The 21432-nt window shown below is 64.9% G+C and carries 13 protein-coding genes; 10 read left to right on the forward strand and 3 right to left on the reverse strand.

What is annotated here, in order from left to right; translation table 11 throughout:
* A partial coding sequence (locus tag M2650_RS00005) for an RHS repeat-associated core domain-containing protein (protein WP_283254593.1) occupies positions 1 to 1337 on the forward strand: 1337 nt, incomplete at its 5' end.
* 137 nt (positions 1338 to 1474) lie between these two features.
* Here the strand turns inward: M2650_RS00005 and M2650_RS00010 are convergent.
* A complete protein-coding gene (locus M2650_RS00010) occupies positions 1475 to 4243 on the reverse strand; it encodes a TonB-dependent receptor (protein WP_249469558.1) in 2769 nt (922 codons plus the stop codon).
* 237 nt (positions 4244 to 4480) lie between these two features.
* Here M2650_RS00010 and M2650_RS00015 point away from each other — a divergent pair, with 237 nt between their 5' ends.
* Both M2650_RS00015 and M2650_RS00020 read left to right on the forward strand, forming a co-directional pair.
* Positions 4481 to 7120 carry an alpha-amylase family glycosyl hydrolase gene (locus M2650_RS00015; protein ID WP_249469560.1) on the forward strand — a complete coding sequence of 880 codons (2640 nt, stop codon included), beginning with the start codon at positions 4481 to 4483 and terminating at the stop codon, positions 7118 to 7120.
* A gap of 169 nt (positions 7121 to 7289) precedes the next feature.
* Complete coding sequence (locus tag M2650_RS00020; protein WP_249469563.1) at positions 7290 to 9758, forward strand: glycoside hydrolase family 31 protein; 2469 nt, start codon at positions 7290 to 7292, stop codon at positions 9756 to 9758.
* A 100-nt stretch (positions 9759 to 9858) separates the two neighbouring features.
* On the opposite strand, the gene M2650_RS00025 is transcribed toward M2650_RS00020, so the two are convergent.
* On the reverse strand, positions 9859 to 11556 hold the full coding sequence (locus M2650_RS00025) for an alpha-glucosidase family protein (protein ID WP_249469566.1): 1698 nt from the start codon (positions 11554 to 11556) through the stop codon (positions 9859 to 9861).
* 314 nt (positions 11557 to 11870) lie between these two features.
* On the opposite strand from M2650_RS00025, the gene M2650_RS00030 reads away from it, so the two are divergent.
* Together M2650_RS00030 and M2650_RS00035 are read left to right on the forward strand one after the other, a co-directional pair.
* Complete coding sequence (locus M2650_RS00030) at positions 11871 to 13352, forward strand: MFS transporter (RefSeq protein WP_249469571.1); 1482 nt, start codon at positions 11871 to 11873, stop codon at positions 13350 to 13352.
* Positions 13349 to 15052: an alpha-amylase family glycosyl hydrolase gene (locus M2650_RS00035; protein ID WP_249469574.1), complete on the forward strand. Its 1704-nt coding sequence runs from the start codon at positions 13349 to 13351 to the stop codon at positions 15050 to 15052. Before M2650_RS00030 ends, M2650_RS00035 begins: the two co-directional genes overlap by 4 nt.
* Positions 15053 to 15332: 280 nt before the next feature.
* On the opposite strand, the gene M2650_RS00040 is transcribed toward M2650_RS00035, so the two are convergent.
* The gene (locus M2650_RS00040) at positions 15333 to 16409 is read right to left on the reverse strand and encodes a LacI family DNA-binding transcriptional regulator (protein WP_249469577.1); all 1077 of its coding nucleotides are present in this window, start codon (positions 16407 to 16409) and stop codon (positions 15333 to 15335) included.
* 303 nt (positions 16410 to 16712) lie between these two features.
* Here M2650_RS00040 and thrS point away from each other — a divergent pair, with 303 nt between their 5' ends.
* The 5 genes from thrS to pheS all read left to right on the forward strand — a co-directional run bounded on the left by thrS (position 16713) and on the right by pheS (position 21395).
* Positions 16713 to 18617, forward strand: coding sequence for a threonine--tRNA ligase (gene thrS, locus M2650_RS00045; protein ID WP_249469594.1), 1905 nt, complete (start codon positions 16713 to 16715; stop codon positions 18615 to 18617).
* Between the two features lie 20 nt (positions 18618 to 18637).
* Positions 18638 to 19192, forward strand: coding sequence for a translation initiation factor IF-3 (infC, locus tag M2650_RS00050; protein WP_249469600.1), 555 nt, complete (start codon positions 18638 to 18640; stop codon positions 19190 to 19192).
* A 394-nt stretch (positions 19193 to 19586) separates the two neighbouring features.
* A complete protein-coding gene (gene rpmI / locus M2650_RS00055) occupies positions 19587 to 19784 on the forward strand; it encodes a 50S ribosomal protein L35 (protein WP_024889803.1) in 198 nt (65 codons plus the stop codon).
* 13 nt (positions 19785 to 19797) lie between these two features.
* Positions 19798 to 20157 carry a 50S ribosomal protein L20 gene (gene rplT / locus M2650_RS00060; protein ID WP_249469604.1) on the forward strand — a complete coding sequence of 120 codons (360 nt, stop codon included), beginning with the start codon at positions 19798 to 19800 and terminating at the stop codon, positions 20155 to 20157.
* A 242-nt stretch (positions 20158 to 20399) separates the two neighbouring features.
* The gene (gene pheS, locus M2650_RS00065) at positions 20400 to 21395 is read left to right on the forward strand and encodes a phenylalanine--tRNA ligase subunit alpha (RefSeq protein ID WP_249469610.1); all 996 of its coding nucleotides are present in this window, start codon (positions 20400 to 20402) and stop codon (positions 21393 to 21395) included.
* Positions 21396 to 21432: the final 37 nt, after the last annotated feature.

Below are 21432 nucleotides of genomic sequence, written 5' to 3' on the forward strand. Positions count from 1 at the left end.
CCGCCGGCAAGGTCAAGGACCGGCGCAGCTACGGCGTGTGGGGCGACGAGCGCGATCCGAATAACTGGTTGGCGTTCAAGGCCGCGCCCAAGGACGAGCTGAAGCTGCCCAACAGCGGCTACACCGGCACCCACGAACGCCGTCAGCGCGGCGCCACAGCGCCCGGCATCAGCGGCCTGATCGATATGCAGGCGCGCTATTACGACCCGGCCGCGATGCAGTTCCTGCAACCGGACAGCGTCGTTCCCGATCCGTCCAACCCGCTCAGCTGGAACCGGCGCACCTACGTCAACAACAGTCCGGTGGCGTTCTCCGATCCGACCGGGCATGCGCCGGCGAAGGATCCAGGCTTTGCCGAGAGCGGTGAGGAGAACGTCGAACGCCTGGCCGCGGAGCTGGACGAGGCGACGACGAGTGGAGGCACCTACCTCGCCAATGGCGGTGGGCTTGGTACTGGCGTCGTTGCCGGCGATCTCATGAGAGGTATGCGGGCGCACAAGCCTGGCGGTGCACAAAACGCCATGCGCGGAAAAACACTTAGTCAGAAATCGGTGAGCGAGATGACTGCAGAGGAGAAGTTCTACGTGCAGGCCTACCAGCGCGACAAAGCCAACTACGAACGCGCTGGCATGTCCGCGCCGTTCGCCAACGTGGAGGAATACATGCTGTGGCGGGCGATGTCGCGGGAGGCCCAAGCGATGGGTGTGAACAGTCAGATGATGGACGAAATGGCGACGAGCGCCGAGATTGCCGCTGACGCGGTCGGTTTCGGTGCCGCGAATCCAATGCCTAATGGTATTAGAGCATCGGGAGTCAGATCTTGGATATCGAGATTGCTCGGAAATGTACCGCCAGAAGTAACCGCTGCGGCCCGGCTCGTGGCGCAGCGGCGTGAGGAGCTAGCACGGGATTTAGTGCATGCGACCAAACAAAGGCAACTTTGGGTCGGTATCTCTGACGATAGAACGACTCGGGCTTTACGGCTATATGGAGAAGAGATCGGCAAGGTCGTAGATTTTGGTGGTCTGCGGCAAATTATCCTTCTAGACGCGAAGTTCGCCACCAGTGCGAATGCCAAAGCTGCTTGGGACGTGATATTGCGCGATATCGGTGGCAAGAAGCCCAGAACGAAACTGGTGTTCGAATTCGGAAGCGATTTACAAGGTGCCGAGAAGTTCAGGCGGGAATTGGGCAGAGATATTCAACTATTCGTTCCTGCAGACAACCTAAGAATCGATACTGGGAACATTACGTGGGGAATAGAGCGCTATCTACCTGAAAGTCGACGTCACGGAGGAACGGATACATACAATGTCTATATCGAAATTGATAAGTAGGATTCGGGTTGAGCGAGGCGATGCCCATCACACGTAAGTCGACAGGACGCCGATTCTAATAGCCATCTTCTCCCGTTTAAGCAAAGAAAAAGCCGGCATGCGCCGGCTTTTTCTTCGTTACCTCAATGACATTAGAATCAGAACTTATAGCTCATGCCCAACAGATAAGTGCGGCCCCACTCGATGTTCTCAAGCGGACGGTCCTTCGTGCCCGCGTAGGTGCGGTACGCCTCGTCGGTGAGGTTGCTGGCCTGGAACAACAGCGTCACGCCGTCGAACCTGCCCGTCTCGAAGGTGTAGCTGAGCTGCGCGTCCAGCTGGTTCTCGCCTTCGACGTAGCGCAGCGTGCGGTTGCCGGCGAAGTTGCCGATCTCGCCGATGTAGTCCGAGCGCATGCGCTGGCTGAGGCGCGCGCCGAAGCCGTGCTTTTCGTAGTAGGCGGTGAGGTTGTACACCTCGTCCGACAGGCCGGGCAGGCTGATGTCTTCGTTGCCGACGCTGCTCGCGCTTTCCGGGTCGCGGATCTTGATGTTGCTGTCGAAGAAGCTCGCGCTGGCGATGAAGCCGAAGCCTTCCATCGACTCCCAGAACAGGTCCAGCGGCAGCGAGGCGGTCAGTTCCAGGCCTTTCAGCTTGCCGCCCTCGCCGTTGAACGGCGCGCTAAACTGGCCGAGGTTGGTGGTGACGAGCGCCTGCTGGTCGGGCGGCATCTGCGCGATGAACTGCGAGAAGTCGAACGTGCGGGATTGCGTATAGATGTAGCTGCGCAGATCCTTGTAGAACGCCGCCGCGGAGACGTAGCCCTTGGTGCCGCTGAAGTACTTCTCGTACGAGATGTCGAACGCATTGGCGATCCACGGATCCAGCTCCGGATTGCCGCCGGAGCCGCCCGGAATGCCGGTCGACGAACTGATCCCGAACTCGAACGAGGCGCGCAGCTGGTCCAGGCGCGCGCGGGCGAGCTGGCGGGCCGCCGCGAAGCGCAGCGTCTGATCGTGCGGCAGCATGAACGCGAGGTTCAGGCTCGGCAGCCAGTCGGTGTAGGTCTTGCCGTTCTCGTACGGGCGCACGTTCTGGCCGGCCGGCTGCGAGGCGTCCCAGTAATTGGACGATGAAGACTGGTCGGTATCTTGCACCTGCACGCCGATATTGCCGCGCACCGGGATCGAACCCCACGTCGTGTCGATATTCGCGCGCAGCCAGCCCGTCGTGATGTCTTCGTTGACGGTCCAGGCCTTGGCGACCAGGAAGCTCGCTTCTTCGTTGGGCGCGAAGGTCATGTAGCGGCCCACTGCGCCCGGTACGTTCCAGGACGGAATGTAGCCGGCGCCGGCGAAGCTCAGGTCGACCAGGCCGTACTGCAAGTCGGGCGCGATGGTCGTCACGCCCTGCGCGCCGAGGTTGATGTTGCCTTCCGGCTGGTGCTTGGTCTTCTCGCGGTCGCCATAGTGCGCACCGATATCGAAGTCGGAGAAAAAGCCGTCGACCGCGCCCGGAGCGGGCAGGTTCACGTTGACCTTGAAGCCTTTCAACTCGTCGACGATGTTAGGCGTCTTGCCGTATCCCGAACCGTAGATCGTGTTGGCCAGGAACAATGCGCCCGGGTTGGAGTAATCGCGGCCCGGGTCGATGGTCGCGAAGCCGGATTTCGGGAAGTTCAGCTGCAGCGTGTCGAACTGCGGATTCGGCAGCAGTTGCAGGTTGTTCTCGAGGTTGACTTCGTCGCGGTGGGACTTCGACCAGCTCAGGTCGGCGGTGACGTTCGCCTGGCCGATCTTGATCTCGTTGTTCCAGCCGACCGCGTCGATGCTGTCCTCGCGCTTGTTGTACATGCCGCGGACCAGCGGATAGGCGTTGGTCAGCGAGCCGCCGGTCAGGGTGCCGTTGCCGTTGACGGTCGGCGTCCACTCCTGCGTCACGTTGTTGCCGTTGTAGTTGAAGTTCGCCTCGAATTGGTTGGCGGTGTCTTCCTGCATGGCCGACGTGTGGAAGATGTCCACCGTGCTGGTCCACTCGTTGATCGGGCGGAACTGCACGGTCGCCATCGCGGCATTGCGGCGGATGTAGCCGGTGCGGCGCAAGGCCTTGGCGCCATCGGTGACGAACGTGCCTGCGGGTACGCCGGCGCGCGGCTGCACCTGCCACGGCTCGTACAGGCCGGTTTGCTCTTCCTGGATCGGGATGTCCGAATGCGAGAAGCCGATCGCCAGGCCCAGCGTGCCGCCGAAGTACTGGTCGATGTAGCTGGCGTTGATGCGCTTGCCGTCGCCGTCGGCGTTGGCCGCCGAGCCCAGCGAGTTGCGCTGGCCGCGGGCGCTTATCGCGAAGACGGGCTTGTCGAAATCGAGCGGGCGCACGGTGCGCATGTCCAGCGTGCCCGACAGGCCCTGGCCCACCAGCGCGGCGTCCGGGGTCTTGTAGACGGTCACGCCGCTCATCAGTTCGGACGGATACTGGTCGAACTCCACGCTGCGGTTGTCGCCCGTGCTGACCAGCTCGCGGCCATTGAGCAGCGTGGTCGAGAAGTCCGGCGACAGGCCGCGCACGCTGATCACCTGGGCGCGGCCGGCGACGCGCTGCGCGGCGAGGCCGGGCAGGCGCGCGATCGATTCGGCGATGCTGATGTCGGGCAGCTTGCCGATGTCCTCGGCGGAGATCGATTCGACGATCGAAGTCGATTCCTTCTTGGTGTCGATCGAACTTTCGATCGCCGCCCGGATGCCGGTGACCGTGACGGTTTCCAGGGTTTTCGCTTGCTTCTCGGCCTGCGTTTGCGCGGTATCCGCCGGTGCGTCCGGGTCTTGCGGCGACGCAGCATCGGTCGACTGCGCATGCGCGACCGTCGCGCCCAGCAGCATCGCCGCGGCCAGCGCCACGCTCAAAGTATTCCGCTTGTGCTGCAACATTTTTCCCCTCCCAAGGCAATGTTCGTTGCTTTAGCTTTCGCCCGTGTACGCGACCGGCTGGACGCGCCCGGGTCTGATGTGCCGGGGAACAGGTGTCACCCGTTGCGGGGCCATAGTAGTCGCGGCAACTCCCGCGCATCGCACGCTGCATACGTATTCATGGGCCGGACGCGGTCGGCTCGTAACAGCGGCGCCGGACTCGTGGAATAGTGAACAGGCAGGTGCAGGAGTGCTCGGATGACGGCGAAGCGCAGCGCGTTACGGCCGGCGGTGGTTTGGCTATCGGCGGGCTTGGCCGGGCTCGCGCTCGGCTGCGCTGGCGCAGCCGCCGCGCAGGCATCGGCCGAGGCCGGGCGCCTGCATGTGCCGTCGCCGGACTGGCGCGACCAGGTCGTCTATTTTCTGATGACCGATCGCTTCGACGACGGGGAACCGCGCAACAACGACCAGGGCGCCGGCGAATACGATCCTGCCGACAACGCCAAATACAACGGCGGCGATCTGCGCGGCGTCCGCCGCAGGCTCGACTACATCCGCGGCCTGGGCGCGACCGCGGTATGGATCACGCCGCCGGTCGCCAACCAGTGGTGGAACCAGCGCGTCCGCCACGGCGGTTACCACGGTTATTGGGCCGAGGATTTCAAGCGGGTCGACGCCCATCTCGGCACGCTCGAGGACTATCGCGAGCTGTCGCGCAGCCTGCACGCCGCCGGCATGTACCTGGTGCAGGACGTGGTGGTCAATCACGTCGGCGACTACTTCGCCTACCAGGGCGGATGGAGCGCGGACGATCCGGCGAGGCACTTCGTCCGCTACGACTGGGCCCGCGACAAGCCGGCGCCTACGCAGGCGCCGTTCGACGCCAACGATGCGCGAAAGGCCGCGGATCGCGCCTCGGCGGCCTACCACTGGACGCCGGACATCGTCGACTTCAACGATATCCGCCAGGAGCGCACCTTCCAGCTCGCCGGACTGGACGATCTGAACACCGAGAACCCGGCGGTGCGCGAAGCGCTGCGCGACAGCTACGGCTACTGGATCCGCGAAGCCGGCGTCGACGGGTTCCGCGTCGATACCGCCTTCCACGTACCGCCCGAATTCTTCGCCGATTTCATGCATTCCGGCGATACGCAGGCGCCGGGCATGCAGCGTGTTGCCGAACGGACCGGACGCAGCGGTTTCCACGCCTTCGGCGAGGGTTTCGGCCCGGACCGGCCGTATCAGGATGAGAAGGCGCGCAAGATCGAAACCTACGCGCGCGCCGCCGACGGCCAGCCGCTGCTGACCGGCATGATCAATTTTCCGCTGTACGCCACCCTCGGCGACGTTTTCGCGCGCGGGCATCCCAGCGACGAGCTGGCCTACCGCATCGCCAGCATGATGCGCGTGCATCGCGATCCCTGGCGTATGCCAACCTTCGTCGACAATCACGACGTCGACCGCTTCCTCGCCGGCGGTAGCGAAGCCGGTTTGAAGCAGGCGCTGTTGTCGATCCTGACGCTGCCTGGCATACCGACGATCTACTACGGCACCGAGCAGGGCTTCACCGGCCAGCGCGCGGCGATGTTCGCACGCGGCTACGGCTCCGACGGCCGCGATCGCTTCGATGCTTCGGCGCCGTTGTACCGGTTCCTGCAGCGGGCTATCGCATTGCGCCGCGAACACCGCGTTTTCTCGCGCGGCACGCCGACGGTGCTCGCCGCGAATGCCGCCGCGCCCGGCGCGATCGCCTGGCGCATGGCTCAAGGCGGCGAATCGGCGCTGGTAGTGCTCAATTCCGCCGACGGCGAGACGCTGCTCGACAACGTCGATACCGGACTGGACGCGGGAACGGTGCTGCGGGGCCTATTCGATATCGATGGCGGCAAACCCGACGACATCGTCGTCGGTGTGGACGGTCGCATCCACCTGCGCCTGTCGCCGCGTAGCGGCCAAGTCTGGAAGGTGGGTGGGCCCAAGTCGCCGCCAACGCCTTCGCCGGCCACGATCGCGCTGGCGCCGGCGGCTACCGATCGTTACGCCGACGATTTCGTCGTACGCGGCACTGCGAAGGGCGTGCCGGCTTTCAGACTGGTCGTCGATGGCGACCTGGCGAAGGCGGCGACGGTGCGGCCGGACGTGGAAGGCCGTTGGCAGGCGAGGGTGGATACCGCCGGCATGATCGACGCGTCGGTGGAGCACCGGCTGGTGGCGTGGTCACGATCGCCGTTGGCGGTTTCGGCGGCGCGCACGTTCCGCATCGAGCGCCGCTGGCAGGTGCTGGCCGAAGCGCAGGATCCGCAAGGCGACGATCACGGACCGCTGGGTCGCTACCGCTATCCGGCCGATCCCGGCTGGTCCGACAATCGCCAGGCCGACATCCGCGGCGTGCGCGTATCGTCGGCGGGCGGCGCGCTCAAAATCGAGTTGACGATGCGCAAGCTGACCACGCTGTGGAATCCGGTGAACGGCTTCGACCATGTCGCCTTCACGATCTTCTTGCAGCTGCCAGGCAGGAAAGGCGGCAGCACGCTGATGCCGCTGCAGAACGCCACCCTGCCCGACGGCATGCGCTGGCATTACCGTTTGCGTGCGGGCGGCTGGAGCAATGCTATGTTCGCCGCCACGAACGCGACGGCCGACAGCGAAGGCGCACCGGTTGCGCCAGGCGCCAGGATCGAGACGGATCCCGTCGGCAATCGGATCAGTTTCATTCTGCCGGGTAGCGCGCTCGGCGATCCGTCCTCGTTATCCGGCGCCAGGCTTTACGTCGCCACCTGGGATTACGACGCTGGCTATCGCAGCCTGACTCCGCAACCGCAATCGGCCGGCTTCGGTGGCGGTGACGGCGCACGCGATCCTTTGGTGATGGACGATGTCGCCATTACGCTGCCGTGAGCGGTTGCGGATCATCGATGCGCAGTAGCGCTTCCGAGATGCGCGGCCTTGTAGAGTCGGGCTTACTCGACTGCTTTAAATCAAGAGCAGCGCAGCAAGCTGCGCTCTACCAAGAGCGGGGCATCGTATCCAAGGCGCGCTCGCGGGTCGGCAACAGGAGAGCCGAAGCATGAGGATGGGCAGGACGATGGCGTTGATGGGCGGGTTGATCGCGGGATTCTGCGTTCCCGTCGCGGTGTCCGCGCGCGAGAATGTTGTACGGCTCGCCGGCGGCATCGAGGTGCGCGACGGCCGGATGTTGTTGCGGGTCGACGCGCTGGCCGACGATCTGCTGCGCGTGCGGATCGCCGCCGACGGCCGGCTTCCCGAAGACGCATCATGGGCCGTGCCGGAAGACGTGCGCGCGCGTCGCGTCGCGGTGCGGCCGTTGGGCGATGCGCGCACGCCGGGTTTCCGCACCGCCACGCTGGCCGTGCGCATCGCGAGCGATCCGTTGCGGCTGATCGTCGAAGACGGCGAAGGCCGCATCGTGTCCGCGGATGCGATCGCGGCCCCGATCGCCATGCAGGGGCGTGCGTTCGCCCTGCGCAAGACGATGCCCCCGTCCGAGCATTACTTCGGCCTCGGCGACAAGACCGGCCCGCTGGACCGCCGCGGCGGCGCGTTCGTGAACTGGAACACCGACGTCGGCCGCTTCGGCGAAGCCACCGATCCGTTGTACAAGAGCATCCCGTTCTTCGTCGCCACGGGCGGCGAAGGCGGCAGCTACGGCATCTTCCTCGACAACACCTGGCGCAGCTGGTTCGATTTCGGCAGGCGCGAGCAGGACGTGCTCGCCTTCGGCGCGGTCGACGGCCCGATCGATTACTACTTGATCCACGGCCCCTCGTTGCGGCGCGTGACCGAACGCTACGCCGACCTCACCGGCAGGCCGCCGCTGCCGCCGCTATGGTCCCTGGGCTACCAGCAGTCGCGCTACAGCTACATGTCGTCGCGCGAAGTGCGCGAGGTGGCCGCGCGACTGCGGCGCGAGCGCATACCCGCCGACGTGATCTGGCTCGATATCGACTTCCAGGACCGCAACAGGCCGTTCACCGCGAATCCGCGCACGTACGCCGACCTGCCGCAACTCGCCGCGGAACTGCGCGACGACGGCATCCGCCTGGTCGCGATCACCGATCCGCATATCGCCGAAGCGCCGGGCGAAAACTACGTGCCTTACGACAGCGGCGTGGCCGGCGATCATTTCGTCAAGGCGACCGACGGCAGGCCTTTCGTCGGCAAAGTCTGGCCGGGAGCCTCGGTATTTCCGGACTTCACCCGCTCCGCCACGCGCGGTTGGTGGGGCCGGCTGTACGCCGGCTTGGTCGAGGCCGGCATCGCCGGATTCTGGGACGACATGAACGAGCCGGCATTGTTCGAAACGCCGAGCAAGACGATGCCGCTCGATACGATGCACCGCATCGACACGCCCGGTTTCGCACGGCGCAATGCGAGCCACGCCGAAATCCACAATCTCTACGGCATGCAGCACTCGCGCGCGACCTTCGAAGGATTGCAGGCGTTGGCGCCGGAACGGCGCCCGTTCGTGATGACGCGGGCCAGCTACGCCGGCGGGCAGCGCTATGCCGCGACCTGGACCGGCGACAACGGCTCCAACTGGAGCCACCTGAAATTGTCGGTAGCGCAATTGCTCAATCTCGGCCTCAGCGGCTTCGCCTACAGCGCGGTCGACATCGGCGGTTTCACCGGCGGCGCATCGCCGGAGCTGCTGACGCGCTGGTATCAGATCGGCGCGTTCCTCCCGCTGATGCGCAACCATACAGCGATCGACGCGCCGCGGTCCGAGCCCTGGGTCGACGGCGCCGCGCACACCGCGATCCGGCGCCGCTTCATCGAACAGCGCTATCGCCTGCTGCCTTATCTGTACGGCCTGGCCGACGAGAACGCGCGCACCGGCGCGCCGCTGATGCGGCCGGTGTTCTACGATTATCCGCAGGCCCTGTCCGCGCCTTGCGACCAGTCGATGGCGTTCCTTGTCGGCCCGGGCTTGCTCGTAGCGCCGTCGCCGACGCCGGAATCGCCGCAACGCTACCGGATCTGCCTGCCCGGGCAAAGGTGGTTCGACTATTGGAGCGGTCTTGAAGCGGAAGCCGAACGTGGCGAGTCCGCAAAGGCGGGTTTCGTGATCGTGCACGAGACGCCGGCGCTGGGGCGCTTGCCGGTCTTCGTGCGGGGAGGAACCATTCTGCCGCTGCAGCCGCTGGTACAGAGCACGGCGCAGGCCCCGCGCGGTCCGTTATCGCTGCACGTGTATCCCGGCGAGGACTGCAACGGGTTGCTGTACGCCGACGACGGAACCAGCCTCGATCATGGACGGGGCCGCTACCTGCGCCAGACCCTGCGTTGCAACGTCGCGACGGACGGACTCACCCTGTCGTTCGAGCAGCGGGCGGGTGATTACGTGCCGTGGTGGCGCCGCATCGAGGTGATCGTGCACGGTTGGCGCGGCGCTGCGCGCGTCGAGCTCGACGGCAAGCCGGTGGCGGCTACGGCGGATGCCTCGAAACAGACGCTTCGGTTCGAGATAAGCGACCAGCCTGCGCCGGCGATGCTGGAACTGCGCCGCGAAGAGTGAGCCGGGATGGTCTTCTAGCGTCGAGCTTGCTCGACTGTTTTTGGCCTTGCGGGAGAAGCGGAGCAAGCTCCGCTCTACAAGCGGCGCGTGTTCCGTCGCTTCAGGCGCTGCCCAGCGTCGCACGAGCGTTGCGTGCGCGATCCCGGCCTTCGGCATGATCGGTATCGCCGGAAAGTACCGATCCGGTCAATTCCGCGAAGAACACTCCGCGCCCGGGAAGCGATAGCTGCGCTTTCTCGACGCGGCCGCCGATCGGGCCATGGCTGGCGAGCGGCAACGGCTTCGCGCCGGCCGGCAGCGGCCAGCGAACCGCCGCCGACGACAGGTTGAAGACGACAAGCAGCGTCGCGCCATCGAGATGGCGCGTGAACGCCAGGATCGGTTCCGGCGCGTCGAGAAAACGGATGTCGCCGTGCAGCAGCGCCGGCAACGTCTTGCGCCAGCGCAGGAAAGCGCGCGCGGCATTGAGCACGGAAGCGGGATTCGCATCCTGCGCCGCAACGTTGCGCGCGCGGTGCTCGGCCGGGATCGGCAGCCACGGCGCTTCGCTGCCGAAACCGGCATCGGCGTCGCCGGTCCAAGGCATCGGCGTACGACAGCCGTCGCGGCCCTTGAAATTCGGCCAGAACGCGATGCCGTAAGGATCCCGCAACGCCTCGTACGGCACCTCGGCTTCGCCCAGGCCGAGTTCCTCGCCCTGGTAGAGGCAAACCGAGCCGCGCAGCGAACACACCAGCGCGATCAGCTGCTTGGCGAACGCATCGTCGGCATCTGCGCCGCCCCAGCGGCTGACCGCACGTTGCACGTCGTGGTTGGAAATCGCCCAGCACGGCCATCCGTCGGCCATCTTGATTTCCAGATTCTCGACGGTGCCGCGGATGTAGGCGGCGCTGAAATCCTCGGTCAGCAACTCGAAGCTGTAGCCCATGTGCAGGCGTCGCTCGTTGACGTATTCGCCCATCGTCGCCAGCGAATCCTCGGACGAAATCTCGCCGAGCGTGGTCGCCTGCGGATAGCGGTCGATCAGCGCGCGAAGTTCCTCGAGGAACCGCAGGTTTTCGGGCTGGGTATTGTTGTGGTGGTGGTATTGGAAGGCGTAAGGATTGTCGGGACTGAAGCCGCGGCCCTGGCGCAATTCCGCGGGCTTGGCGGGGTTGTCGCGCAATTGCAGGTCGTGGAAGCAGAAGTTGATCGCATCCAGGCGCAGGCCGTCGACGCCCTTGTCCAGCCAGAATCTGACGTTGTCCAGCGTCGCCTCGCGCACCGCCGGATTGTGGAAGTTGAGATCCGGCTGAGAGGCCAGGAAGTTGTGCAGGAAGTATTGCCTGCGGCGCGGCTCCCATTTCCAGGCCACGCCGCCGAAGATCGACAGCCAGTTGTTGGGCGGCGTGCCGTCGGGCCGGGGATCGGCCCAGACGTACCAGTCCGCCTTGTCGTTGTCGCGGCTGGCGCGGCTCTGCCGGAACCAGTCGTGCTCGATCGAAGTGTGGCTGAGCACCTGATCGATCATCACCCGGATGCCGAGCGCGTGCGCCTTGGCCAGCAGCCGGTCGAAATCGCCGAGCGTGCCGAACAGCGGATCGACGTCGCGGTAGTCGGCGATGTCGTAGCCGAAGTCGGCCATCGGCGACTTGAAGAACGGCGAGATCCAGATCGCATCGACGCCCAGGCTGGCGATGTAGTCGAGTTTTGCGACGATGCCCGGCAGGTCGCCGACGCCGTTGCCGTCGGTATCCATGAAGCTGCGCGGGTAGATCTGGTAGATCACCGCACCACGCCACCAGGGCAACGTCGCCATCCCACTCCCATCCTGCATCGCAAAACCGGGCGCCGTCGTGGCGCGCTTCGCGGGAGCGCCACTATTCCACAGCCGCGGCTGCGCGCGGAAGGCGCGGCGCGCGGAACGGCATGAATACGTATGCAGCAAGACCGCGGCGCGGCGCCTGCGACTACCATGGCCCGGCGCACGTGAGGCGCAGTTCCGCTTATTGCATTGCACGATGGCTCCGGAAGCGGCGATCTGCGACAGTCCGCACGCTATCCGATGGCCGATCGCATGCGGACCATGGCCAGGCAACCGATCAAGCCGGATCGAAACGACAGGCGAAACACATGACGGAAAAACCGCAGTTGTCGTTCTGGCAGATCTGGAACATGTGCTTCGGCTTCCTCGGCATCCAGTTCGGCTTCGCCTTGCAGAACGCCAACGTCAGCCGCATCTTCCAGACCCTGGGCGCGAGCATGGACGATATACCGGTGCTGTGGATCGCCGCGCCGCTGACCGGCCTGATCGTGCAGCCGATCGTCGGCTACTTGTCGGACCGCACCTGGACCGGGCTCGGCCGGCGCCGGCCTTACTTCCTGATCGGCGCGGTGCTGGCGACGCTGGCGCTGTTCGCGATGCCGAATTCGTCGGCGCTATGGATCGCCGCGGGCCTGTTGTGGGTGCTGGATGCCTCGATCAACATCTCGATGGAGCCGTTCCGCGCCTTCGTCGGCGACCAACTGCCGGCGCGGCAGCGGCCGACCGGTTATGCGATGCAGAGCTTCTTCATCGGCGTCGGTTCTGTGGTCGCCAGCCTGCTGCCGTTCCTCCTGGCCAAGCTCGGGGTCGGCAATACCGCCGGTCCGGGCGAAGTGCCCGACACCGTGCGCTATGCGTTCTATTTCGGCGGCGCGGTGCTGCTGCTGTCGATACTGTGGACGGTGCTGCGCACCCGCGAATACCCGCCGCAGACGCTCAAAGCCTGGGACGAAGCGCCGCCTTTGTTGCGGCGGCCGCTGGACGCGCCGCGCGCGCGCCGCAACGGCCTGGCCTGGTTTGCGGCCGGCGCTGCGGGCATCGTTGCGATCGCCGCGTTCGCGCTGGACAAGCAGTTGTACATCCTCGCCGGCGTCGTCGCCGGTTACGGTGCGGCGCTGTCGCTGCTCAGCCTGACCGGCGGCCGCGGCGCCTTCGCCAGCATCATGGCCGACTTGCACGACATGCCGCCGGCGATGCGGCAGTTGGCGGTGGTCCAGTTCTTCTCCTGGTTCGCGCTGTTCTCGATGTGGCTGTTCACGACCGCGGCGGTGACCAGCGTGCATTACGGCAGCAGCGACACCACTTCGGCCGCCTACAACGAGGGCGCGAACTGGGTCGGCGTGCTGTTCGCCGCCTACAACGGCTTCGCCGCGCTGGCGGCGATGGTGATCCCGCTGATGGTGCGGCGCTGGGGCCTGCGCGTCAGCCACCTGATCAATGCCACGCTCGGCGGGCTGGGCCTGCTGTCGTTCCTGGTGATCCGCGATCCGCAATGGCTGCTGCTGCCGATGGTCGGCGTCGGCTTCGCCTGGGCTTCGATCCTGTCGCTGCCGTACGCGCTGCTTTCGGATAGCGTGCCGGCCGAAAAAATGGGCGTGTTCATGGGCATCTTCAATTTCTTCATCGTGATTCCGCAGCTGGTCGCGGCCAGCCTGCTGGGCTTCCTGCTCAAGGTCCTGTTCGGCGGCCAGCCGATCCAGGCGCTGACGATCGGCGGCATCAGCCTGATCGTCGCGGGGCTGTACGTGATGCGCGTGCGCCATCCGGCGCTGCGGGCGGTGACGCCATGACCGCACGCGGTATCGCTCTGCTCGCAGGCGTAGCGCTGCTGGCCGGGTGCGCACGCACCGACCCGCCGTCGCCTGCCGCGACGGCGAAGGCCGATAACGGCGAGGCGTACTACGGCACCCTCGAACCTTTCGCCAGCCATGCGGTGTACTTCGTCGTCACCGACCGCTTCGTCAACGGCGACACGTCCAACGACCAGCGCGAACAAGGCGGCGCCCACCGCACCTTCGACGTGCCGACGCCGGACGCGCCCGCAGGCGAGAGCGACAACATCGGCTACCTGGGCGGCGACTTCAAAGGCGTCGCCGACAACGCCGGCTACATCCGCGACATGGGCTTCGGTGCGGTGTGGATCACACCGATCGCCGACAACCCGAACGAGGCCTTCACTGGCGGCAAGCCGATCACTTGGGGCAGCTCGCTGACCGATCGCGGCAAAACCGGCTATCACGGCTACTGGGGCGTCGACTTCTACCGTCTCGACGAACACCTGCCGAGCGCGGGGCTCGACTTCGCCGGCTTCACCCGTGCCATGCACGCGCAGGACCTGAAAGTGGTGCTGGACATCGTCGGCAACCACGGCTCGCCTGCGTATACGATGCCCAAGCCGCAGCCGATGTTCGGCCAGATCTTCGACAAGGACGGCAAGCTGATCGCCGATCACCAGAACCTGCCGCCCGCCGAGTTGGACCCCAGGCGCAACCCGCTGCACGCTTTCTACAACACCGGCGGCGGGCTGGCGGAGTTGTCCGACTTCAACGAGAACAATCCGGCGGTGCTCGAATATCTGGTCGGCGCCTACGAGCAGTGGATCGGGCAGGGCGCGGACGCCTTCCGCATCGACACCATCGGCTGGATGCCGGATGCGTTCTGGCACCGCTTCACCACCCGCATCCGCGACAAGCATCCGGGCTTCTTCATGTTCGGCGAGGACTTCAACTACGACGCCGGCAAGATCGCGCACCACACCTGGCCGCAGAATGCCGGCGCCAGCGTGCTCGATTTCCCGCTCAAGCAGGGCCTGGACGAAGTGTTCGGCCGCAAGCGCGCCGGTTTCGAGCGGCTGCGCGAACCGCTGCATCTGCAGGACGGCCCGTACGCCAATCCCTACGAGCTGATGACGTTCTACGACAACCACGACATGGCGCGGATGGATGCCACCGACGAAGGCTTCATCGACGCCCACAACTGGCTGTTCACCGCGCGCGGCATCCCTGTGATCTATTACGGCTCGGAAATCGGCTTCATGCGCGGCCGCGCGGAGCACGCCGGCAACCGCAACTATTTCGGCCAGCAGCGGGTCGATGCGGCGCGCACCCATCCGATCCGCGAACGCTTGAAGCGCATCGCCGACCTGCGTGCCCAGTCGCCGGCGTTGCAGCGCGGGTTGCAGGTGAATCTGGAGCTGCAGGGTGACCGCGCTGCGTTCTATCGCGTCTATCAACGCGAAGGCGAACATCAGATCGCCTTGGTGCTGCTCAACAAGGGCGATGCGCCGGCTCGGTTCGAACTACTCGATGTGCAGCCGGGCGCTTGGCGAGGGGCGTTCGGCGGACAAGTCGTCGAGGCGGCCGCAGGCACGGCGCTCGCAGTGGATGTACAGCCGCACGATGTGCAGGTGTTGCTGCTCGATGTGCCCGTGTCGCTGCCTGCGTTGCGGACGCAATTATCGGCGGCGATGGGAAAGGCGCGTCATCGCTGACTCATCGCTCGGCTTTTCGTAAGAGCGGCTTCAGCCGCGAGCTTTTGATCTTGCTCGTCCGCGACCCGAAAAGCTCGCGGCTGAAGCCGCTCTTACGAAGAGCAGGCAATGTTCGCCTGCGCACCGGCTCTTGCTGTTCTTTCCCCTTTGAAAAGGGGGCGAGGGGGGATTTGCTTCTGCTGTGACCTTTGAGAGAGCAAGATCAAGAGCAAATCCCCCGTAGCCCCTTTTTCAAAGGGGGCGACAGCAAAAAAGCAAGAGCTTGCGGCTGAAGCCGCTCTTACGAAGAGCAGAGCAATGTCGACTTTCGGACCACCAGCGAAGTCGGCAAACGCATGCTCTCAGCGGCTTCCCCGCGCACCTGCTTCATCAGCGTATCCACCAGCAACTCGCCGGCGAGCGTGGTGTCCTGGAATACGGTGGTCAGCGTCGGCGTGGCTATGCGCGCGGCCGGAATATCGTCGAAACCGATCACTGCCACGTCCTCTGGAATGCGCAAGCCGCGTTCGCTCAGCGCACGCATCGCGCCGATCGCGATCAGGTCGCTGGCGGCGAACAGCGCGTCGAAAGCGATGCCGCGGCCCAGCAGCGCCTGCGCGGCGGCGTAACCGGAATCCTCCGAACTTTCCGCATCGATCTGCAGCGCCGGATCCAGCGCATGCCCGGCTTCGCGCAGGACCTCGTCGCAACCCTGGTAGCGGTCGTGGAATTCGGGGTAATGGCTGGACGCATCGCCGAGAAACGCTACCCGGGTCTTCCCGAGCTCTGTCAAATGCGCGCCGGCCAGGCGGCCGCCGCCGACGTTGTCGCAGCCGATCGAGATGCCGGGCTGGTCGGGCAGCACCGCGCCCCAGCGCACGAACAGCGTGCCCTGCTCGACCAGTTTCCTCAGCTTGCCCTGGTAGGCCAGGTAATCGCCGTAGCCGAGCAGGATCAGGCCGTCGGCCTTGTTGCTGTCGCCGTAGTCGGCATGCCAGTCGTGCGAGAGCTGTTGGAACGAAATCAGCAGATCCTGGCCATGGCGGGCGCAGGCGCGGGTGATCGAGCCGAGCATCGGCAGGAAGAAAGGATTGATGTGCGATTCGTCCGAGGTGGGATCCTCGAACAGCAGCAGCGCCAGCGTGCCCGAGTGCTGCCGGCGCAGGCTGGAGGCGTTCTTGTCGACCTTGTAGTTGAGCTGCTCGGCGATCGCCAGCACGCGTCGCCGCGTCTCCTCGTTGACCATCGGGCTGCCGCGCAGGGCCCGCGAGACCGTCGGCTGCGAGACGCCGGCCAGGTGCGCGATGTCCAGCGATGTGGCCTTGCCCTTGATCGTCATCGAATAAGTCGGCGGATACGGCTTCGAAGCTGGCCGCATGATGCCACGGCGGCCCGGGAGGGCTCGGTGCAGTGCGGCATAACCGTTTTTTTCGGCTAGAATCGGTCCAGAACCCCGAGAGAGGTGGCCCGCCGAAACGCCGGCCGAGCGTGCGACATGAGCACTACCACCGCCCACTGCTGACCCTCCCCGAGGCCCGGAAACCGGCGCCCTCGCGGCGCCTTTTTATTGCCTTTGCCTTTCGTAGGCGCGGCTTTAGCCGCGAGCTTTTCCACATCGCCGCGACCTGACCGAAAGAGCTCGCGGCTAAAGCCGCTCCTACGAAAAACCGAACCAGAGCCCATGATCACGATCACCCTCCCCGACGGCAGCCGCCGCGAATTCGACAACCCCGTTTCGGTCATGGACGTGGCCCAATCCATCGGCCCGGGCCTGGCCAAGGCCACCGTAGCCGGCAAGGTCGACGGCAAGCTGGTCGACGCCAGCGACCGCATCGACCGCGACGCCAAGCTGCAGATCATCACGCCCAAGGACGACGAGGGCGTGGAGATCATCCGCCACAGCACCGCGCACCTGGTCGGGCATGCGGTCAAGCAGCTGTACCCGACCGCCAAGATGGTGATCGGCCCGGTGATCGACGAAGGCTTCTACTACGACATCTGGTACGAGCGCCCGTTCACGCCCGAAGACATGGCCGCGATCGAACAGCGCATGCGCGAGCTGATCGCGCAGGACTACGACGTCGTCAAGAAAGTGACCCCGCGCGACGAGGTCCTCGAAGTGTTCAAGTCGCGCGGCGAGGACTACAAGGTGCGGCTGGTCGAGGACATGCCGGACGAGAAACAGATGGGCCTGTACTACCACCAGGAATACGTCGACATGTGCCGCGGCCCGCACGTGCCGAACACGCGTTTCCTGAAAGTGTTCAAGCTGACGCGCATCTCCGGCGCGTACTGGCGCGGCGACGCCAAGAACGAGCAGCTGCAGCGCATCTACGGCACGGCGTGGGCGGACAAGAAGCAGCTGGACGCCTATATCCAGCGCATCGAAGAGGCCGAGAAGCGCGACCATCGCAAGATCGGCAAGCAGCAGGACCTGTTCCATCTGCAGGAAGAGGCGCCGGGCCTGATCTTCTGGCACCCGAAAGGCTGGTCGGTGTGGCAGGTGGTCGAGCAGTACATGCGCAAGGTGTACCGCGACACCGGCTACGGCGAAGTGCGCTGTCCGCAGATCCTGGACGTGTCGCTGTGGAAGCAGTCCGGCCACTGGGACAACTACAAGGACAACATGTTCTTCACCGAGTCCGAGAAACGGACGTATGCGGTGAAGCCGATGAATTGCCCCGGCCACGTGCAGGTGTTCAAGCAAGGCTTGCACAGCTACCGCGACCTGCCGATCCGTTACGGCGAATTCGGCGCTTGCCACCGCAACGAACCGTCGGGCGCGCTGCATGGCATCCTGCGCGTGCGCGGCTTCACCCAGGACGACGGCCACATCTTCTGCACCGAGGACCAGATCGAGGCCGAGGTGACCGCCTTCCATCGCCAGGCGATGAAGGTCTATGAAGATTTCGGCTTCACCGACGTGCAGCTGAAGATCGCCCTGCGTCCGGAACCCCGGCTCGGCGACGACGCCACCTGGGACAAGGCCGAGCACGCCTTGCGCGCGGCCTTGTCCGCGGCCGGGGTCGAATGGCAGGAGCTGCCGGGCGAGGGCGCCTTCTACGGCCCCAAGATCGAATACCACCTGCGCGACGCCATCGGCCGGACCTGGCAACTGGGCACGATGCAGGTCGATTTCATGATGCCCGGCCGCCTGGGCGCCGAGTATGTGGACGAGCACAGCCAGAAGCAGACCCCGGTGATGCTGCACCGGGCGATCGTGGGCTCGATGGAGCGCTTCATCGGCATCCTGATCGAGCACCACGCCGGCAGCTTCCCGGCCTGGCTGGCCCCGGTCCAGGCGGTGGTGGCCAATATCACCGACGCCCAGGCCGATTATGTGGACGAGGTCCGGAAAACCCTTACGAATCAAGGCTTCCGGGTCGAATCCGATTTGCGGAACGAGAAAATCGGCTATAAGATTCGCGAGCACACGCTGCAGCGGGTGCCATATCTGCTGGTGGTCGGGGACCGCGAGGTGGAGAATGGCGCAGTCGCGGTGCGCACGCGCGGAGGGGAGGATCTGGGGACGATGACCGTCGCCGCATTCGCCGAAAGACTCCGCAACGAGCACGTCGCAGCATGAGCAGGCCCGGCCATCGCTAGATGGCCGGCACGATTCGCCCTGGAGACCGCCACATCAGTACCCCCGAAAAGCAGAACCGTAAGAATCAAGAAATCCGCGTGCCGCGCGTGCGCGTGCTCGACGTCGAAGGCGAGATGGTCGGCGTGCTGTCGCGCGACGAAGCTTTGGCCATGGCCGAAGAACAGGGCCTGGACCTGGTGGAGATCCAGCCCAACGCCGATCCGCCGGTCTGCCGGATCATGGATTTCGGCAAATACAAGTTCGAGCTGCAAAAGAAGGCCAATGCGGCCAAGAAGAAGCAGAAGCAGGTCGAAATCAAGGAACTCAAGTTCCGGCCGGTGACCGACGAAGGCGACTACCAGATCAAGCTGCGCAACATGCGCCGTTTCCTGGAAGAGGGCGACAAGGTCAAGGTCAACATCCGCTTCCGCGGCCGCGAAATGAGCCACCAGGAACTGGGCCGCGAGATGGCCGCGCGGATCGAGGCCGATCTGGGCGACGACATCGTGATCGAATCGCGCCCGCGCCTGGAAGGGCGGCAGATGGTGATGATGATCGCGCCGAAGAAGAAGTAGTTCTTCGGCAATGAGTTGGAAGGGCGTGCCGTAAGGCGCGCCCTTTTTTGCTTTTTCCCCCTTTGAAAAAGGGGGGCACAGGGGATTTGCTCTTGCTCCCCGGCTCTTAAGAGCAAGATCAAGATCAAGATCAAGGGCTAAATCTCCCTCGGTCCCCCTTTTTCAAAGGGGGAAGAACAGCCGAGGCCCGGCGCAAACCCTCTGATTTGCAAGGGAAACCCGTCCCCTGCATAATGTGCGGCCCGGTTCGCCGGGCGTTTTCGCCGTATCAGGAACCCGTCGCGAATTCCTATTGGGAATCAACGACTTACAAGCCGGCAAGGGCAGGACGGAAAGAGCAGCCATCCAGGTTGCCGCCCAGGCCAGTACAAGAAAACCCGAAAGGACATCCGCAATGCCCAAGATCAAGACCCACCGAGGAGCGGCGAAGCGTTTTCGCAAGACCGCCTCGGGCAAGTACAAAGCCGGCCACGCCAACCGTAGCCACATCCTCACCAAGAAAGCGACCAAGCGGAAACGCAATCTCCGGCAGACGAACCACGTCCGCGCCGAAGATGCGGGCCGTCTGGACCGCATGCTTCCGTATCTTTGAGGAGGGCTGAGACATGGCACGAGTAAAACGTGGCGTCCAGGCACGCCGCCGTCACAAGAAAGTTCTGAAGCAGGCCCGGGGCTATTACCACGCCCGCCGCAAGGTCTTCCGCGTCGCCAAGCAGGCGGTGACCAAGGCCCTGCAGTACGCCTACATCGGCCGCAAGCAGAAGAAGCGCAACTTCCGCACGCTGTGGATCGCCCGCATCAACGCGGCGGCCCGCATCAACGGCATCAGCTACAGCCGATTTATGAACGGCCTGCTCAAGGCCGGCATCACCCTGGACCGCAAGGTGCTGGCCGATATCGCCGTGCACGACGCGAAGGGTTTTGCGGCTTTGGCAGAAAAAGCCAAGGGCGCGCTCGCGGCGTAAGTTCGCGATCTCCACAGATAAGCGGTACCGGCGGCGCGAGCCGCCGAATACGTGGGGGAGGGCGCAAGTCCTTCCCCATTTTTTTACCGTCATCCCAGCGCAAGCTGGGACCCATTTTTGCTTTCAAGCCGTCATTCCCGCGAAGTCGGGAATCCAGTGACTTTCCGCTTCCGGAAAGCGAAGATCAAAATGGGTCCCAGCTTGCACTGGGATGACGGGAAGAGAATCGGGGTTCGTAGCGAATGAGCGATATCGAACAACTTAACCGGCAAGCGCTCGCCGACATCGCTTCGGCACAGACGTCCGACGCACTGGAAGCCCTGCGCGTGGCGCTGCTCGGCAAGAGCGGCAGCGTCACTGCGCAGCTGAAGTCGCTGGGCGCGCTGCCCGCCGACCAGCGCAAGGCCGCCGGCGAGGCGATCAACCGCGCCCGCGACGCCATCGGCGAAGCGCTGTCGGCGCGCAAGAACGACCTCGACGATGCCGCGCTCGACGCGCGCTTGTCCGGCGAAACCATCGACGTCACGCTGCCCGGCCGCGACGCCGCGCACGGCGGCCTGCACCCCATCAGCCGCACGATGGAGCGCATGGCCGACATCTTCGGCCGCCTGGGCTACGAAAAGGCCGACGGCCCGGAAATCGAGGACGACTGGCACAACTTCGAGGCGCTGAACTTCCCGCCGCACCATCCGGCGCGCGCCATGCACGATACGTTCTACTTCGGCGACGGCCGCCTGCTGCGCACGCATACCTCGGGCATGCAGGTGCGCTACATGCTGGAGAACAAGCCGCCGCTGCGGATGATCGCGCTGGGCAAGGTCTATCGCAGCGACAGCGACCAGACCCACACGCCGATGTTCCACCAGTGCGAGGGCCTGCTGATCGACGAGCGCGCCAGCTTCGCCGATCTCAAGGGCACGCTAAGCGAATTCGTACGCGCGTTTTTCGAGCGCGATTTCGCGATGCGCTTCCGGCCGAGCTATTTCCCCTTCACCGAGCCGTCGGCGGAAGTGGACATCGCCTGGCAGCAGCCGGACGGTTCCATGCGCTGGCTGGAAGTGCTCGGTTGCGGCATGGTGCATCCGAATGTGCTGCGCAACGTCGGTATCGATCCGGAACGCTACACCGGCTTCGCCTTCGGCATGGGCGTGGAGCGGTTGGCGATGCTGCGTTACGGCGTCGACGATTTGCGCAGTTTCTTCGACAACGACGTGCGGTTCCTGAAGCAATTCGCGTAAACCCAAAAAGCTGTCATCCCGAGCGTAGCGAGGGATC

It is taken from the genome of Luteimonas galliterrae, from assembly GCF_023374055.1.
Classification (GTDB): Bacteria; Pseudomonadota; Gammaproteobacteria; order Xanthomonadales; family Xanthomonadaceae; genus Luteimonas_C; species Luteimonas_C galliterrae.

What these genes read in the sequence shown, in the direction of transcription:
- M2650_RS00010 (WP_249469558.1), bottom strand. Translation starts at nt 4,243, where the DNA reads ATGTTGCAGCACAAGCGGAATACTTTGAGCGTGGCGCTGGCCGCGGCG.
- thrS (WP_249469594.1), top strand. Translation starts at nt 16,713, where the DNA reads ATGATCACGATCACCCTCCCCGACGGCAGCCGCCGCGAATTCGACAAC.
- infC (WP_249469600.1), top strand. Translation starts at nt 18,638, where the DNA reads ATGGCCGGCACGATTCGCCCTGGAGACCGCCACATCAGTACCCCCGAA.
- M2650_RS00020 (WP_249469563.1), top strand. Translation starts at nt 7,290, where the DNA reads ATGAGGATGGGCAGGACGATGGCGTTGATGGGCGGGTTGATCGCGGGA.
- M2650_RS00030 (WP_249469571.1), top strand. Translation starts at nt 11,871, where the DNA reads ATGACGGAAAAACCGCAGTTGTCGTTCTGGCAGATCTGGAACATGTGC.
- M2650_RS00035 (WP_249469574.1), top strand. Translation starts at nt 13,349, where the DNA reads ATGACCGCACGCGGTATCGCTCTGCTCGCAGGCGTAGCGCTGCTGGCC.
- rplT (WP_249469604.1), top strand. Translation starts at nt 19,798, where the DNA reads ATGGCACGAGTAAAACGTGGCGTCCAGGCACGCCGCCGTCACAAGAAA.
- rpmI (WP_024889803.1), top strand. Translation starts at nt 19,587, where the DNA reads ATGCCCAAGATCAAGACCCACCGAGGAGCGGCGAAGCGTTTTCGCAAG.
- M2650_RS00025 (WP_249469566.1), bottom strand. Translation starts at nt 11,556, where the DNA reads ATGGCGACGTTGCCCTGGTGGCGTGGTGCGGTGATCTACCAGATCTAC.
- M2650_RS00040 (WP_249469577.1), bottom strand. Translation starts at nt 16,409, where the DNA reads ATGCGGCCAGCTTCGAAGCCGTATCCGCCGACTTATTCGATGACGATC.
- M2650_RS00015 (WP_249469560.1), top strand. Translation starts at nt 4,481, where the DNA reads ATGACGGCGAAGCGCAGCGCGTTACGGCCGGCGGTGGTTTGGCTATCG.
- pheS (WP_249469610.1), top strand. Translation starts at nt 20,400, where the DNA reads ATGAGCGATATCGAACAACTTAACCGGCAAGCGCTCGCCGACATCGCT.